Origin of the sequence: Prauserella alba (assembly GCF_024171735.1) — a bacterium.
GTDB lineage: Bacteria > Actinomycetota > Actinomycetes > Mycobacteriales > Pseudonocardiaceae > Prauserella > Prauserella alba.
The window spans coordinates 308,308-322,722 of record NZ_JAMTCH010000003.1; the positions used below are offsets into that span (position 1 = coordinate 308,308).

Sequence of the window (14,415 nt, forward strand, 5' to 3'; positions counted from 1 at the left end):
ACCGGACAGTCTGACCGAGCCCGCCACCCGGCCGGGCGAATGTGTGACGTAACCGAGCGCGTGACGGAGTGATTGTGTGACCGAGCTCCGGTACGGCTGGACGACGGGCGCCTGCGCGACCGCGGCGACCACCGCCGCCTACACCGCCCTGCTGACGGGCGAGTTCCCCGACCCGGTCGAGGTTCGGCTGCCGAAGGACCGGCGCCCGTCGTTCGCGCTCGCCACCGAACGGTTCACGGGCGGCGAGGCGAGCGCCGGGGTGATCAAGGACGCCGGTGACGACCCGGACGTCACGCACGGCGCCCTGGTGATCGCCACCGTACGGCCGGGGCCGGAGGGCAGCGGGGTCACGTTCCGTGCGGGGGCGGGCGTCGGCACGGTGACGCTGCCCGGCCTGCCGCTGGACGTCGGTGAGGCCGCGATCAACCCCGTGCCTCGGCGGCTGATGACCGAGGCGGTGCAGCGCGTGGCCGCCGAGCACGGCGGCAGCGCCGACGTCGTCGTCGAGGTCGGCATCGACGGCGGTGAGGAGATGGCGCGGCACACGTGGAATCCCCGGCTCGGCATCGTCGGTGGCCTGTCGGTGCTCGGCACGACCGGTGTGGTGGTGCCGTACTCGTGCTCGGCGTGGATCGACAGCATCCGCCGCGGGATCGACGTCGCGCGGGCGCTGGGACTCGAGCACGTCGCGGGCGCGGTCGGGTCGACGTCCGAGCGGGTCGCGCAGGAGCTGTACGGCCTGCCCGACGAGGCGCTGCTCGACATGGGCGATTTCGCGGGCGCGGTGCTGAAGTACCTGCGCCGGAATCCGGTGCCGCGGCTGACCCTGTCCGGCGGGTTCGCGAAACTGTCGAAACTGGCCGCGGGGCACCTGGACCTGCATTCGAAGCGGTCGCAGGTGGATCTCGGGTTGCTGGCGGGGATCGCCGAGGACGCCGGCCGGGGCGAGGTGGCGGCCGCGATCGGCGGGGCGAACACGGCGCTGCACGCGCTGGAACTGGCGCGGGAGGCCGGTCTGGAGCTGGGCGATCTCGTCGCGGAACGTGCCCGGCAGCAGGCCGTCGAAGTGCTCGGCGACGCGCCGGTGCACGTCGACGTGATCGCCATCGACCGCGCGGGCACCGTCGTCGGCCGCGCGGGCTGACCCACACGCTCCGCAACCACCCCTGCATGGCGGGTGGGCATCCGGGTGAGTGCGGTGATGCCCCCAAGGGCACTTTGGTGGCGCTCAATGCAACCAAAGTGCCCTTGGGGGCAATTCCACCCGGCGGATGTGGTTACTCGGGGTGGTGGACATTCGCCTCGACGGGGTCGCAGGGGGTCAGCAGTGGCTCAGCTCCAACCCGACGTAGTTCGTGTTGGCCACGCGGTAGTTGAAGCTTTCCCTGGTCCCGAAGCCCTTCGTCCGGACAAGGCCCCAATTGTCAACCGTGTCGACGCAGATGTCGGTGTTGTCCGGCAGGGTGTCCTCGACCCAGCCGAAGAAGTTGACACCGCCGTCCGCGCACACGAGCTCCCAGTGAGCCCGGCCGCCGGGGACCGTGGGATTGGCGACCGAGGGGCAGTAGCCACTGATGTGAGAGCCGCCCTCGTCGCCGGCCGGAGCCGGCTGCGCCGCGTCGGCGTGGGCGGTGAGCGTCGTGGTGCCTGCGAGTGCGAGGGCGCCGAGAGCTGCGGCGGCGTGCCGGGTGATCGGGCGCATGCGTTCCTTTCCCTCTGCGGTTTCTGCCGGGCCGAGTGTGCGGTGGCGGCATGGTCGACCCGTGGTTCTCGGGTGGTCGGACGGTGGCTCGGCGGTGCCGGTCGATCTGCCGCCCGGTTCCCGCAGGGGGGACCGCTGTCGGCGCCGGTGTGGGTGCTCCGCGGAGTCGCCGGTTGCAGCACCGGAAAACGAGTCGACACGCCACGGCGCGCGTCCGTACGTTGTTCCGCATGGGTTCAGGTGCCTTCTTCGTGGCGTTCTTCGTGAGGCTGCGCCGCGCATAGCGGCGGCCTCGGCGTATCGCTCGACTTCCCCGTGCGCCGGCCGTCCTCGGCAGTCCTGCCGGGCGGCCCACGTTGTGCTGCCCGGGTCACCCACGGCACCCGGAGAACACCCGTGTCTCGTCACAGCGGCCGACACGAACTCGGCCAGAACTTCCTCACCGACCGGGCCACGATCGCCCGCATCGTCGACCTCGTCGCCCGCACCGACGGCCCGATCGTCGAGATCGGCCCCGGAGCCGGCGCCGTCACACTCCCTCTCGAAACGCTGGGAAGGCAGATCACCGCGGTCGAGCTCGACGGGCGCCTCGTCGCCGGGCTCCGGAACACGGTGGGTCGCCCGCGATCGGCCGACCAGCGAGGGCAGCCGCCGCGGACCCGCGTCGTCCACGCCGACTTCGGTGGCTTCGCCCTGCCCCGTGCGCCGCACGTGATCGTCGGCAACCTCCCGTTCCACCGCACCACCGGCATGTTGCGCCGCGTGCTGGCCGCCGACCACTGGACCGACGCCGTGCTGCTCGTCCAGTGGGAGGTGGCGCGCCGCCGCGCAGGCGTCGGCGGGGCCACGATGATGACGGCCCAGCGGTGGCCGTGGTTCGAGTTCGGGCTCGACCGGCGGGTCCCCGCATCGGCGTTCACCCCGCGTCCCGACGTCGACGGCGGCCTGCTGACGATCAGCCGCCGCGCCCGCCCGCTGGTCCCGGCATCCGAACGCCGCGGTTACACCGAGCTGGTCCACGCCGTGTTCACCGGACCCGGTCGAGGCATCAGGGAGATCCTGACGCGCCGATTCGGCGACCGCGCCGCGGTGAACCGGTGGCTCGCCGACAACGGGGTGCGTGCCACGGCCCTGCCGCGCGAACTCAGCGCACAGCAGTGGGCAGCGCTGCACGGGCTGGCAGCGGAGCTGCCGGCGCGGCGGCCCGGCGACGGGCGACGATCCGGCGGGCGGACTCGCCCACAGCGCCGATGACCGTGGCCATGCAGATCCCGGCGAGCAGCGACAGCACCGGATCACCACGGGTGACCGGTGCGATCAGCAGTCCCATGCCCGTCATGTATCCGCACCACACGGCGGAGCTGACGACCGTGGCCGGGACGAAGCGGATCACCGGAATGCGCACGCGACCGGCCGCGGCGACGCTGACGAGGCGCCCTCCCGGCAGGAACCGCACCGCCACCAGCGTCAGCATCGGCCTCCGGTGCAGCTGCCTGCGGACCCAGGTGTCGTCGCGCCTGCCGCGCAGGAACCGGTGCGACGACCTGCCGAGCGTGTACAGCAGGGCGTCACCGGCGAGCGATCCCACGAAGGCCGCCGCGGCGAGTGCGACGACCCTGCCGGCGTCGCCCGCGGCGGCGACCGACGACAGCAGCACCGGTTCGCTGGGCAGGAACGGCAGCGGGCCGTCGGCCAGCACGGCGAGTGCCAGCAACGGCAGGAGCCACGTACTGCCCAACAGGTCGCCCGTCATGTCCTCCACGATCTCGGCCTGCGGCGGCCCTGTCAGTGGGGCTGGCCCCCGTTCTCGCAGTAGGGGTCACCGGGTGCGTGCCGTTCCCTTCCCGCCGAGTAGAGGAAGCTGTCGGGGAAGTTCTCGGCGGCGAGGACCTTGCCGACGAAGATCATCGCCGCGCGGTTCAGTCTGGCCTCGCGGACCTGGCCCGCGATGTCACCGAGCGTTCCGCGCAGCACCGTTTCCCCGGGCTGGGTCGCCTTGGCGACCACCGCGGCGGGGCAGTCCGGCCCGTAGTGCGGCAGCAGTTCGTCGACCACCTGCTCGACCCGGTTGACCGCCAGGTGCAGGGCCAGCGTGGCGCCGGACGCGCCCAGCGTCGCCAGCTGCTCACCCTCGGGCATCGACGTGGACCGCGCCTGCGCGCGGGTGAGGACGAGACTCTGCCCGACCGTCGGCACCGTCAGCTCGCGGCCCAGCACGGCTGCGGCCGCGGAGAAGGCGGGTACGCCCGGGGTGACGTCGTAGGGCACGCCTGCCGCGTCGAGGCGGCGCATCTGCTCGGCGACCGCGCTGTAGACGGCGGGGTCCCCGGAACACAGCCGCGCGACGTCGTGGCCAGCCTCCTGCGCGGCGACCAGCTCGGCGATGATGTCGTCGAGCGTCAGGTCGGCGGTGTCGACCAGCGTGGCGCCCTCCGGGCAGTGGGCGAGCAGGTCGGTCGGCGTGAGGCTGCCCGGGTAGAGGCAGACGCCGCAGCTCGCGAGCAGTTGCTGCCCGCGGACGGTGATCAGGTCGGCGGCGCCGGGTCCGGCACCGATGAAATGGACGGTCACGGCTTCCTCACACTCCATTGCGTTACAGCGCGGGCGGGGCTCCACCCGGTCAGGCCGCCCAGCGGTGCGGCGCGTTCGACGGAGATCCTGGTCAGTTCGCCGCCGCGGTCGGCGTACCGGGCTGCCAGTGCCTGCTCGGCCTCGAGCGTCACACCGTGGGCCACGAGCCTGCCGCCGGGGCGCAGGGCGTCCCAGCAGGCGGTGAGCACTCCGGCGCCCGCGACCCCACCGCCGACGAACACCGCGTCGGGCGTGTCCAGACCGGCGAGCGCGTCCGGTGCGCGGCCGGTGACGACCTCGACGTCCGGGACACCCAGCTTCGCCGCGTTGCGGGCGATGCGCTCGGCCCGTTCGGGGCGGGATTCGACGGCGACTGCCCGGTTGTCAGGGTGCGCGCGGCACCATTCGACGGCGACGCTGCCCGCCCCGGCGCCGACGTCCCACAGCAGTTCGCCGGGCATCGGCGCGAGCCGGGCGAGGGCACTGGCCCGCAGGTCGCGTTTGGTGAGCTGGCCGTCGTGGTCGAACGCCTCGTCGGGCAGGCCCGCCAGCAGCGTGTGTGCCGAGCCGGAGCAGGTGATGGCGACGACGTTGAGCGGCGCACCGGGTGGGTGCGGCCAGTCGCGGGCGGTGCCCTCGAGGCGGCGTTCCTCGGCCGAACCGAGGTTCTCCAGCACGGTCAGGGCGCTGTCGCCGAAGCCGTGGTCGGCCAGCAGGGCCGCGACGCGTCCCGGGGTGTCGGCGCCGGAGCTGAGCACGAGCACCCGCCTGCCGGGGGCCAGCGTGCGCAGCACCCTGTGGGCGTCGCGGCCGACGGCACTGACGACGTCGGTCTCCTCGGCCGTCCAGCCCAGCCGCGCGCGGGCGAGGGTGACCGACGACACCGCGGGAACGATCCGCACGGCGTCGGCGCCGAGCCTGCGGATCAACGTGCCACCGATGCCCGACAGCAACGGATCCCCGCTGGCGAGCACGCCGACGCGGCGGTCGGCCAGCTCGCCGATCACGTCGTCGAGCGCGGGCAGCAGCGGACTGGGCCACGGCCGCTTCTCGTAGGGGCCGTCGGGGACCAGGTCCAGCTGCCGGGGACCGCCGAGCAGCACGTCGCACGTCTCGAGCTCCGCGCGGGAGGCCGGTGGCAGTGCCTGCCAGCCGTCCGCGCCGATACCCACCACGGTGATTGTCACGTCTGGTCACGGTAGTTGTGTTGCGACGAACACCCGCGGGCGGTGGAACGTGTGCGATGATGCCCGGGAAGCGGCCGCCGTGGAACCCGGTGCGAATCCGGGACGGTCCCGCCACTGTGACCGGCCGGAAGGCCGGGAAGTCAGAGCTTCGGTGGTCGCGGGAATGCTTGCGTGGTGCGAAACCCGGTGGGCGTGGAAACCCGCCGTCGAGCAAGGGAGTCTGCATGCGGCCGTACCCGTTCACGGCAGTCGTCGGAATGGGCGAACTGCGCCTGGCGCTCCTGTTGTGCACCATCTCACCGTCGATCGGCGGCGTGCTGGTGCGCGGGGAGAAGGGCACCGCGAAATCCACCATGGTGCGCGCCCTCGCGGGGCTGCTGCCCGATGTGGACGTCGTGGACGACTGCCGGTTCTCGTGCGACCCGGCGGCGCCCGACCCTTCGTGCCCGGACGGTCCACACCGGACGGCCGCCTCGTCCCAGCGACCCGCACGGCTGGTGGAACTGCCCGTCGGCGCCGCGGAGGAGCGGGTCGTCGGGTCGCTCGACCTGGAACGCGCGCTGCGGGACGGTGTCACGGACTTCCAGCCGGGCCTGCTCGCCGGCGCGCACCGCGGGATGCTCTACGTGGACGAGGTCAACCTGCTCCACGACCACCTGGTCGACACGCTGCTCGACGCGGCGGCGATGGGCCGGGTGACCGTGGAACGGGAGGGCGCGTCCGTGTCGCACGCCGCCCGGTTCGTGCTCATCGGAACGATGAACCCCGAGGAAGGCGAACTGCGGCCGCAGCTGTTGGACAGGTTCGGGCTGACCGTCGAGGTCTCGTCGAGCCGCGACGCCGCCGAGCGGGTCGAGGTCGTGCGACGGCGGCTCGCCTACGAATCCGATCCGGACGCCTTCGCTGCGGGCTATGCCGACGACGACGCCTCCCTGGCCGCCGAGATCGCCGCCGCACGCAAACTGTTGCCGTCGGTGGAGTTGACCGACGGTGCACTCCTGCAGATCGCGGAGGTGTGCGCCGCGTTCGAGGTCGACGGCATGCGGGCCGATATCGTCACGGCCCGCACCGCCGCCGCGCACGCCGCCTGGTGCGGCCGCACCGAAGTGTCTACAGAGGACATTCGGGTCGCGGCGCGGCTGGCGCTTCCGCATCGGCGCAGGCGCAACCCGTTCGACGCGCCCGGTATCGACTCCGAGCAGTTGGAGCAGGCGTTGCAGGACGCCCAACCGCCCGAGGACGACTCCGACGGCTCCGATCGCGACGGTGACGGCGACGGCCCGGACAGCGGCCCCGACGGCGGAGACGGCCCGGAGGATCCCGACGGCGGTGGGCCGGATGACGACGGTCCCGGTGGCGGGCCCGACGGCGGCCCCGGCGGGGGAATGCCCGACGAGAACCCGCAACACGAGCCCCGGAACCCGCAACACGGCGACGCGGACGCGGGGAGCGAGGACGGCGCCGCGCCGCCTGCGGAGCAGCGGGCGGGCACGGACACTCCGTACCGGGCGAAGCTGTTCACCGTGGACGGCACCGGTGCCGGTGCCGACGGCAGGCGTTCCCGTTCCGAAGGGGAGCGCGGCCGGATCGTCGGCGTCCGTCCCGACGGCGAGCGGAGCGGATCGCCGCACCTGGTCGCCACGTTGCGTGCCGCGGCCCGGCACCGGCCGCACCGGGGTCCGCGCGCCGACGGTGCCGGACCCGTCGTGCTGCCCCGTGACCTGCGTTTCGCCCGGCGGGAGGGCAAGGAGGGCAACCTCGTCCTGCTGTGTGTCGACGCGTCCGGGTCCATGGGATCGAAAACCCGCATCCGAGAGGTGAAGACCGCGGTCCTGTCGCTGCTGCTGGACGCGTATCAGCGCCGGGACAAGGTCGGGCTCGTCACGTTCCGGGCGTCGGAAGCCGCGGTGGCGTTGCCGCCGACGAGCAGCGTCGACGTTGCGGCGACGCGGCTGGAGGAGCTGCCGACCGGTGGGCGGACCCCGCTGGCCGAAGGGTTGACGCGTGCCGCCGAGGTGCTGCGGGTCGAGGCGCTGCGGGACGGCGATCGCAGGCCGCTGCTGGTCGTGGTGACCGACGGGCGGGCGACCAGCGGGCCGGAGGCACTGGAGCGGGCACACACCGCCGCGGACGGCCTGGCACGCACCGGAGTGTCGGCCGTGGTCATGGACTGTGAGACCGGCCGCATGCGGCTCGGCCTGGCGAAGACCCTCGCGGGCAGGCTCGGCGCCGAGCACGTGGCCGTCGGGGACGTGGCCGCGGAGAAGCTGACCGACGAGGTGAAACGGAGGGCGGCCTGATGCCGCAGGGGAAGCCGGCCGTGGTGCCGGACGACGGACTGACCACGCGGCAGCGGCGGAACCGCCCGATCGTGGCCGTCCACACGGGACCCATGAAGGGCAAGTCCACCGCCGCGTTCGGCATGGCGTTGCGGGCGTGGAACCAGGGTTGGAACATCGGCGTGTTCCAGTTCGTCAAGTCGGCCAAGTGGCGCGTGGGCGAGGAGAACGCACTGCGCACGCTCGGCGAGACCGGTCAGGGCGGGCCCGTCGAGTGGCACAAGATGGGCGAGGGCTGGAGCTGGTCCCGCAAGAAGGGCACCGACGACGACCACGCCGAGAACGCCCGCGAGGGCTGGGCGGAGATCAAGCGCAGGCTCGGTGAGGAGACGCACGACTTCTACGTGCTCGACGAGTTCACCTACCCGCTGCACTGGGGCTGGGTCGACGTCGACGACGTGGTGGAGACGCTGCGCAGCCGGCCCGGCAGGCAACACGTGGTGATCACCGGGCGCAACGCGCCGCAGCCGCTCGTCGATGCGGCGGACCTGGTCGCCGAGATGTCGAAGGTCACGCACCCGATGGATGCTGGGCAAAAGGGCCAGCGGGGCATCGAGTGGTAGCCCGCGTCGTCATCGCCGCGCCCGGTTCGGGGCACGGCAAGACGACCGTCGCCACCGGGTTGATGGCGGCGCTCCGTGCCCGCGGCACCGCGGTGTCCGGGCACAAGGTCGGCCCTGACTTCATCGACCCGAGTTATCACGCCATGGCCACCGGGAGGTCCGCGCGCAACCTCGACCCGTTCCTGCAGGGTGAACACCGCGTCGTCCCGTTGTTGCAGCACGGGTCGAGCGGCGCCGACGTCGCGGTGATCGAAGGCGTGATGGGCTTGTTCGACGGTGCGCTCGGCACCGACGGCTACGCCTCGACGGCGCACGTCGCGCGGCTCGTCGACGCGCCGGTCGTGCTGGTGGTCGACGCGAGTGCGGCGAGCCGCAGTGTGGCCGCGCTGGTGCTGGGGTTCGCGCGGTACGACCCGGACATCGAGCTGGCCGGCGTGATCCTCAACAAGCTCGGTTCGCAGCGGCACGAGGACGAGATCCGCGGGGCACTCGCACCGACGGGCATTCCCGTGCTGGGTGCGCTCCGGCGCAGCGACGACATCCACGCGCCGAGCAGGCACCTCGGCCTCGTCCCCGCGGACGAACGGGAGACCGATGCTCGGGAACTGCTGCCCAAACTGGCCGAGTGGATCGCCGGCGGGGTCGACCTCGACGCCGTGGTGCGGGTCGCGTGGGGGGCGCGGCCGCTGACCGCCGACCCGTGGTCGCCGGGTCCGGTCCACAGTGGGCCGCGAGCCGTGGTGGCCGCCGCGGCCGGAGCTGCCTTCACCTTCCGGTACACCGAGACCGTGGAACTGCTCGCCGCCCACGGCGTCGACGTCGTGGACTTCGATCCGCTCCGGGACGAGGCGTTGCCGCCGGAGTGTGCCGGCATGTACTTCGGCGGCGGATTCCCCGAGGCACACCTCGAGGAACTGTCGGCCAACGAACCGTTACGCACCGCGATCGGCGACGCCGTCGCCGACGGTATGCCCGCGGTGGCCGAATGCGCCGGTCTGCTGTACCTGTGCCGCGAGCTGGACGGGTTGCCGATGGTCGGTGCGCTCGACGCGACGGCCCGGATGACCCGGCGCGGCGCACTCGGCTACCGCACGGCGACCGCCGCCGGTGACAACGTCCTCGCCGCACGCGGGGACACGGCGCGCGGGCACGAGTTCCATCGCACTGTCGTCGAACCGAGAGCCGGGGAGACGGCGGCGTGGCGCTGGGACGGTGAACCGGAAGGATTCGCGACGCCGACGTTGCACGCGTCCTACCTGCACGTCCACTGGGCGGGGCATCCCGAGCTGGCGCGGGCGTTCGCGGCCGCGGTGCACCGGAGAGCGGGGCCATGACCGGAGGCGACCGCGCCGACGGCGAGAACCACGTCCGCGACGTCGACCTGTGGCATCACGGCGACCGCGAGGTCGGCGACGGCCTCGTCGACCTCGCGGTGAACGTCCGGGTGCCGCAACCGCCGGAGTGGTTGCTGACCGAGCTGCGCGACAGTCTGTCCACAGTGGCGGCCTATCCCGACGTTGCCGGCGCCGGGGACGCGATCGCGGCGCGGCACGGCCGCGAGGCCGACGACGTGCTGCCGACCGCGGGCGGCGCCGAGGCGTTCACACTGCTGGCGCGGGCGTGGCCCGGATGCAGACCGGTCGTGGTGCATCCGCAGTTCACCGAGCCGGAGGCCGCGTTGCTCGCGGCGGGCCACGACGTGACGCGGGTCGAGTTGCCCGAATCCGGCGGGTTCGCGCTCGACGCCGAGCTGGTTCCCGCCGATGCCGACCTCGTGTTCGTGGGCAACCCGACGAACCCCACATCGGTGCTGCATCCGGCGGCGTCGATTCGCGCGCTGGTGCGGCCGGGCAGGTTGGTGGTCGTCGACGAGGCGTTCCTCGACGCGGTGCCGGGTGAACCGGAAACCCTTGCTCCGGAACGGATCCCGGGCGTCGCCGTGGTGCGCAGTCTGACAAAGACGTGGGGCATCGCCGGGCTGCGCGCCGGGTACGTGCTGGCCGAGCCTGCGGTCGTCGAACGGTTGCGCGGGCTGCAGCCGCCGTGGTCGGTGTCGACTCCCGCGGCGGTGGCGATGGCGGCGTGCAGCAGACCTGGTGCCGTCGCCGAGGCCGAGACGCTGGCCCGCGAGGCCGATTCCGACCGTGAGCGGCTCGTCACGCGGCTGCGGGACTTCGGCGTCGAGGTGGCGGGCACGCCGCGGGCACCGTTCGTGCTGGTGCGCGTGCCGCGTGGGGAGAAGATCCGCCTGGCGTTGCGCGAGGTGGGCTACGCCGTGCGGCGCGCGGACACCTTCCCCGGCCTCGGGCCGGACTGGTTGCGCATCGCCGTGCGCTCCGACATGGACGGTTTCCTCGACGCCTTGGCGGCCCTCCTGTAACCGCATGTCCTGCACCCAGCCCCGCGTGTTCTGCATCCACACCCGCGTTTCCTGCACCCACACCCGTCGCCCGGCCGCCGCATCCCGACGCCGCGCTGCCGCGTGTGTGCGCCGTGGTGTGCCGCGTCCGGGCGGCGCAGTCACCGCACGAGTGCGAGCTGCCGGGACTGGGCGACCAGCACGCCGGCCGAGTCCCAGATCTCGAAGTCTTCTTCGTGGTAGCCGCCGGACAGGTGCCTGGTGAACGCGCGGCAGGCGAGCCACCCCGGTGCCGGTCTGGCGCGCAGGTGGACGGTCAGCTCGATCGTCGAGGACCCGCCGACACCCAGGTCCAGCACGACCGGTGCCGCCGCGTCGACGAGCATGGCGAGTGCGGTCGTGTCGGCGTCGTGCCCGTCGGCGAACCGCAGCCAGAACTCGGAGACCGGCTCCCCGGACGGCGTGCCGTACCAGAAACCGGGGACCCGATCGAGCCGGTAGTCGACGCGCGCGGCGACGGTGGCGCCGGGCTGCTCGCTCAGCGTCAGCGGATCCGTGCAGGTCTCCGGGTCGGCCAGCGCGGGCGCGGCGTTGTTGAACGCGACCGATTCGTGTGGAGCGACGGAGTCGTGCGGGGCGACCGGGCCGTTGCCCGCAGCCGGAGCGGACACCCCGTCGAGGTCTGCGTAGGTCGCCTGTGCGAGCACCACCGCACCGTCCTGTTGGGACAGCCGGGCAGAGCCGGTCGCGGTTCGGCGGCCCTGTTTCACGACCTCGGTCGCGATCTCGGCAGGGCCGGGCGTGCCGGGCCGCAGGAAGTGTGCCGACACCACCAGCGGGTCGGGCATCGCCAGCTGCTCGCCCAGCGCCCGGACGCACAACGCCAGCAGATATCCGCCGTTGGCCACGCCATCGCGTATCGCCCAGCGGTCCGAGACGGTCGTGGCGTAGTGGCCGTCCCCGGATGCGGTGACGGCGGTGTCGGTGTCGAACTCGGACGATGCGGTCGTGGTCATCGCTGCACCTCTCTTCCCGGCACCATGATCGGTGCCGGTGACGACGCATGTCGATGACCTCCGAGGTAACGGCTGACGCGGTCGGAGCCGCGTCCAGGTGGGGAGGACCGGGTGGCGGCGCGTGGTCGAGTGCAGGACACGCGGGTGTCGTCCCGGGTCAGATGCTGAGGATCACCAGCGTTGCGGCGAGGGCGGTCTCGACGCAGGCGCCGAGGACGTCGCCGGTGACGCCGCCGAGCCTGCGCACGCATCGCGCCAGCAGCACGCCAGCCGCGCACCAGCCGGTCAGCACGGCGACCGGGCCTTGCCACCACGCGACGGCCGGGTCGAATCCGGCCAGCACCGACAGCGCCGCGACCGACAGTGCGATCGCCGCGGCGACCGGCACCGGAACCGCTCCGGCCACGGCGGCACCCAGACCCTCCGGCCGCGCCGACGGGACGAACCGGGTGCAGCACAGCGGCAGCACCACGCGGCTCGCGACCACGGCCACGACGAGGCCCGTCACGCCGGCACCCGTGGCCACCACGCTCGCCAGCGCGCCGGTCTGGGCCAGCAGGACCAGCACCAGCGTGGCGACCCCGGTCGGTCCTGCGTCGCCGCGGCGCATGATGTCGAGCGCGCGGTCGCGGTCGTAGGACGCGCCGAGGCCGTCCGCGGTGTCGGCCAGGCCGTCGAGGTGCAGTCCGCGGGTCGCCAGTGCCGTCGTCGCGAGCGCCAGTGCCGCCACGGCGAACGCGGGCAGGCCGAGCAGCCCGCCCAGCCAGACGACGACGCCGGCCCCCACGGCGAGCGCCAGTCCCGCGAGCGGTGCCGCCGTCATGGCGACGCCCGCGATGCGGCGGTCGACCGTGCGGGGTGCGGGCACCGGCAACGCCGTCAGCGTGCCGAAGGCCATGCGCAGGCCGTCACCGGCGGCGTGCCCGGGTGACGGATCGTCGCCGGAACCGGGAGCGGTGCCGCCCACCTGCTCGTGCTCAGCCAAGGTCGGCCAGCCGTCCCATGCCGGCGAGCACGGCGCGGGCGTTGCGGAGTACCGGAACGGCCTGCACGGCGCCGCTGCCCTCGCCGAGTCGCAGGCCCAGGTCGAGGATCGGTTCCAGGCCGAGCGCCTTGAGCGCAAACGCTTGCGCAGGTTCGGTGGACCGGTGCCCGGCGACCCACCACCGCTCGGCACCGGGCGCGACCTCCCGCGCCACGACCGCGGCTGCGCACGGGAATACGCCGTCCAGCACGACCGGCACCTTCCGCTCGGCCGCCCGCACGAGGAACCCGACGGTCGCCGCCGCACACGCACTGCCCAGCGAGGTCAGCGCGGCGAACGGGTCGTCGGCGGCCGCGCGCGCGAGAGCCTGGTCGAGGACCGCCACCTTGCGGGCACGGCCGTCGTCGTCGACGCCGGTGCCGGTGCCGACCACGTCGTCGGCCGGCAGGCCCAGTACCGACGCCACGAGTGCCGCGGCGATGGTCGTGTTGCCGATGCCCATGTCACCCGGGATGAGCAGGTCCGCCCCGTCGTCGATCTCGGTGTCGGCGGCCGTGGTGCCCGCATCGAACGCCTGCCGCGCCTGACCGGGTTCGAGCGCGTCGGCCACGTCGATCGACCCCGAGCCCCGGCGCACCTTGTGCCGCCGCACCGGTTCGGGCACGTCGTCGAGCGGATCGTCCACCGCCAGGTCCAGCACGCGCACGTGCGCGCCCACCTCGCGGGCGAGGACGTTCACGCCGGACTCGCCGGCCAGGAACACGCGCACCATCGCCGCCGTCAGATGCCGTGGGTACGCCGACACCGATCCGGAAGCCGACACCCCGTGGTCGCCCGCGAACACCACGACGCGCACGTCGTCCAGCGGGCGCGGCGGCACCTGGCTGTGGGCGGCGCACAGCCACGCGGCCAGGTGTTCGAGCCTGCCGAGCGCGCCGACCGGTTTGACCAGGCCGTCGAGCTGCTGCAGCGCCTCGTCGCGGGCATGGTCGTCGAGTGGGGGGATCTGCACGGCGTTCTCCTATTCCAGCGTCAGCACACGGCCGGCGACGATCAGCCGGACCGCGTCGGAATGCGTGGCCACGGCGGTGTTCAGGGCCCCCAGCACGTCACGGAAGATGCGCCCCGACGCCGACGCGGGCACGACACCGCTGCCGACCTCGTTGCTCACCGCGATCGCGGGCACGGTGGCCTGCCGCCACGCGTCGGCGAACGCACCGAGCCGTTCGTCCACGCGTTGCTGCCAGCCCTCGCGTTGTTCCCACGCCCCGGACTCGTCGAGCACGCGCGTCAGCCACGTGCCGAGGCAGTCGATGAGCACCGGGGACTCGGCCTGGCGCAATGCGGCCGTGACGTCGCCCGTCTCCACCGTGGCCCAGTGTGACGGCCTGCGTTCGCGGTGCGCGGCCACGCGGGCGCTCCACTCGGGGTCGTCGTCGCTCGGCGGCATCCCGGCGGCGATGTAGGTCACCGCGGGATGCCGGTTCGCGAGCCCTTCGGCGTAGCGCGACTTGCCCGAACGGACACCGCCGAGCACGAGCGTCCTGCCTCCGCCGACGGCGTCGTCGGCCCGGGCCACCGGTTGCCGGTGGCCGCGGAGCGCCGAGGCCGCGGCTTCGAGGCGGTTCGCCGCGAACTCGGCGAGGCGCCTCTTCGCATCGTTCGTCATGCAGGGCATTCTGGACCACTCGAT

At 73.2% G+C, this 14,415-nt stretch carries 14 protein-coding genes and 1 riboswitch; of the genes, 6 read left to right on the plus strand and 8 right to left on the minus strand.

All coding sequences use genetic code 11. The features are described from left to right. The first annotated feature begins 76 nt into the window (after nucleotides 1–76). Nucleotides 77–1,144: a cobalt-precorrin-5B (C(1))-methyltransferase gene (locus tag LY12_RS01310; protein WP_253852743.1), complete on the plus strand. Its 1,068-nt coding sequence runs from the start codon at nucleotides 77–79 to the stop codon at nucleotides 1,142–1,144. A 177-nt stretch (nucleotides 1,145–1,321) separates the two neighbouring features. Here the strand turns inward: LY12_RS01310 and LY12_RS01315 are convergent, their stop codons facing one another. Next, on the minus strand, nucleotides 1,322–1,702 hold the full coding sequence (locus LY12_RS01315) for a hypothetical protein (RefSeq protein WP_253852745.1): 381 nt from the start codon (nucleotides 1,700–1,702) through the stop codon (nucleotides 1,322–1,324). Nucleotides 1,703–2,098: 396 nt separating this feature from the next. Here LY12_RS01315 and erm point away from each other — a divergent pair, with 396 nt between their 5' ends. Then, complete coding sequence (gene erm, locus LY12_RS01320; RefSeq protein WP_308292048.1) at nucleotides 2,099–2,956, plus strand: 23S ribosomal RNA methyltransferase Erm; 858 nt, start codon at nucleotides 2,099–2,101, stop codon at nucleotides 2,954–2,956. On the opposite strand, the gene LY12_RS01325 is transcribed toward erm, so the two are convergent. The 3 genes from LY12_RS01325 to cbiE are packed head-to-tail and all read right to left on the minus strand — an operon-like array spanning nucleotide 2,847 to nucleotide 5,460. Beyond that, a complete protein-coding gene (locus tag LY12_RS01325) occupies nucleotides 2,847–3,455 on the minus strand; it encodes a DedA family protein (RefSeq protein WP_253852747.1) in 609 nt (202 codons plus the stop codon). The two genes, erm and LY12_RS01325, sit on opposite strands and share 110 nt — an antisense overlap. A 32-nt stretch (nucleotides 3,456–3,487) precedes the next feature. Then, on the minus strand, nucleotides 3,488–4,273 hold the full coding sequence (cobM, locus tag LY12_RS01330) for a precorrin-4 C(11)-methyltransferase (protein WP_253852749.1): 786 nt from the start codon (nucleotides 4,271–4,273) through the stop codon (nucleotides 3,488–3,490). Continuing rightward, complete coding sequence (cbiE, locus tag LY12_RS01335) at nucleotides 4,270–5,460, minus strand: precorrin-6y C5,15-methyltransferase (decarboxylating) subunit CbiE (protein WP_253852750.1); 1,191 nt, start codon at nucleotides 5,458–5,460, stop codon at nucleotides 4,270–4,272. Before cbiE ends, cobM begins: the two co-directional genes overlap by 4 nt. A gap of 70 nt (nucleotides 5,461–5,530) precedes the next feature. Then, nucleotides 5,531–5,619, plus strand: a riboswitch (adenosylcobalamin (AdoCbl) riboswitch). A 65-nt stretch (nucleotides 5,620–5,684) separates the two neighbouring features. Here cbiE and LY12_RS01340 point away from each other — a divergent pair. From LY12_RS01340 to cobC, 4 genes are read left to right on the plus strand one after another with little or no spacing between them, the layout of a single operon-like run. Further along, nucleotides 5,685–7,760, plus strand: coding sequence for a putative cobaltochelatase (locus LY12_RS01340; RefSeq protein ID WP_253852753.1), 2,076 nt, complete (start codon nucleotides 5,685–5,687; stop codon nucleotides 7,758–7,760). Then, nucleotides 7,760–8,362: a cob(I)yrinic acid a,c-diamide adenosyltransferase gene (gene cobO, locus LY12_RS01345; protein ID WP_253852754.1), complete on the plus strand. Its 603-nt coding sequence runs from the start codon at nucleotides 7,760–7,762 to the stop codon at nucleotides 8,360–8,362. Before LY12_RS01340 ends, cobO begins: the two co-directional genes overlap by 1 nt. Beyond that, nucleotides 8,356–9,696 carry a cobyrinic acid a,c-diamide synthase CobB gene (locus LY12_RS01350; RefSeq protein WP_253852755.1) on the plus strand — a complete coding sequence of 447 codons (1,341 nt, stop codon included), beginning with the start codon at nucleotides 8,356–8,358 and terminating at the stop codon, nucleotides 9,694–9,696. The genes cobO and LY12_RS01350 overlap by 7 nt, the downstream gene beginning before the upstream one ends. Next, entirely contained in the window at nucleotides 9,693–10,742 is a 1,050-nt protein-coding gene (gene cobC, locus LY12_RS01355) for an Rv2231c family histidinol phosphate aminotransferase CobC (RefSeq protein WP_253852758.1), read from the plus strand. Before LY12_RS01350 ends, cobC begins: the two co-directional genes overlap by 4 nt. A 140-nt stretch (nucleotides 10,743–10,882) precedes the next feature. On the opposite strand, the gene LY12_RS01360 is transcribed toward cobC, so the two are convergent. From LY12_RS01360 to LY12_RS01375, 4 genes are all read right to left on the minus strand, one after another. Next, nucleotides 10,883–11,737: a thioesterase family protein gene (locus tag LY12_RS01360; protein ID WP_253852760.1), complete on the minus strand. Its 855-nt coding sequence runs from the start codon at nucleotides 11,735–11,737 to the stop codon at nucleotides 10,883–10,885. Between the two features lie 157 nt (nucleotides 11,738–11,894). Next, nucleotides 11,895–12,635, minus strand: coding sequence for an adenosylcobinamide-GDP ribazoletransferase (locus LY12_RS01365; RefSeq protein ID WP_253854789.1), 741 nt, complete (start codon nucleotides 12,633–12,635; stop codon nucleotides 11,895–11,897). Nucleotides 12,636–12,714: 79 nt separating this feature from the next. Further along, nucleotides 12,715–13,734, minus strand: coding sequence for a nicotinate-nucleotide--dimethylbenzimidazole phosphoribosyltransferase (gene cobT, locus LY12_RS01370; protein ID WP_253852762.1), 1,020 nt, complete (start codon nucleotides 13,732–13,734; stop codon nucleotides 12,715–12,717). Between the two features lie 9 nt (nucleotides 13,735–13,743). Beyond that, nucleotides 13,744–14,391 carry a bifunctional adenosylcobinamide kinase/adenosylcobinamide-phosphate guanylyltransferase gene (locus tag LY12_RS01375; RefSeq protein ID WP_253852765.1) on the minus strand — a complete coding sequence of 216 codons (648 nt, stop codon included), beginning with the start codon at nucleotides 14,389–14,391 and terminating at the stop codon, nucleotides 13,744–13,746. Between the last annotated feature and the right edge of the window lie 24 nt (nucleotides 14,392–14,415).

Bases quoted from the DNA above. Each gene is read 5' to 3' on its own strand.
- LY12_RS01360 (WP_253852760.1), bottom strand. From the start codon at position 11,737: ATGACCACGACCGCATCGTCCGAGTTCGACACCGACACCGCCGTCACC.
- LY12_RS01315 (WP_253852745.1), bottom strand. From the start codon at position 1,702: ATGCGCCCGATCACCCGGCACGCCGCCGCAGCTCTCGGCGCCCTCGCA.
- cobC (WP_253852758.1), top strand. From the start codon at position 9,693: ATGACCGGAGGCGACCGCGCCGACGGCGAGAACCACGTCCGCGACGTC.
- LY12_RS01365 (WP_253854789.1), bottom strand. From the start codon at position 12,635: ATGGCCTTCGGCACGCTGACGGCGTTGCCGGTGCCCGCACCCCGCACG.
- cobO (WP_253852754.1), top strand. From the start codon at position 7,760: ATGCCGCAGGGGAAGCCGGCCGTGGTGCCGGACGACGGACTGACCACG.
- LY12_RS01340 (WP_253852753.1), top strand. From the start codon at position 5,685: ATGCGGCCGTACCCGTTCACGGCAGTCGTCGGAATGGGCGAACTGCGC.
- LY12_RS01325 (WP_253852747.1), bottom strand. From the start codon at position 3,455: ATGACGGGCGACCTGTTGGGCAGTACGTGGCTCCTGCCGTTGCTGGCA.
- LY12_RS01375 (WP_253852765.1), bottom strand. From the start codon at position 14,391: ATGACGAACGATGCGAAGAGGCGCCTCGCCGAGTTCGCGGCGAACCGC.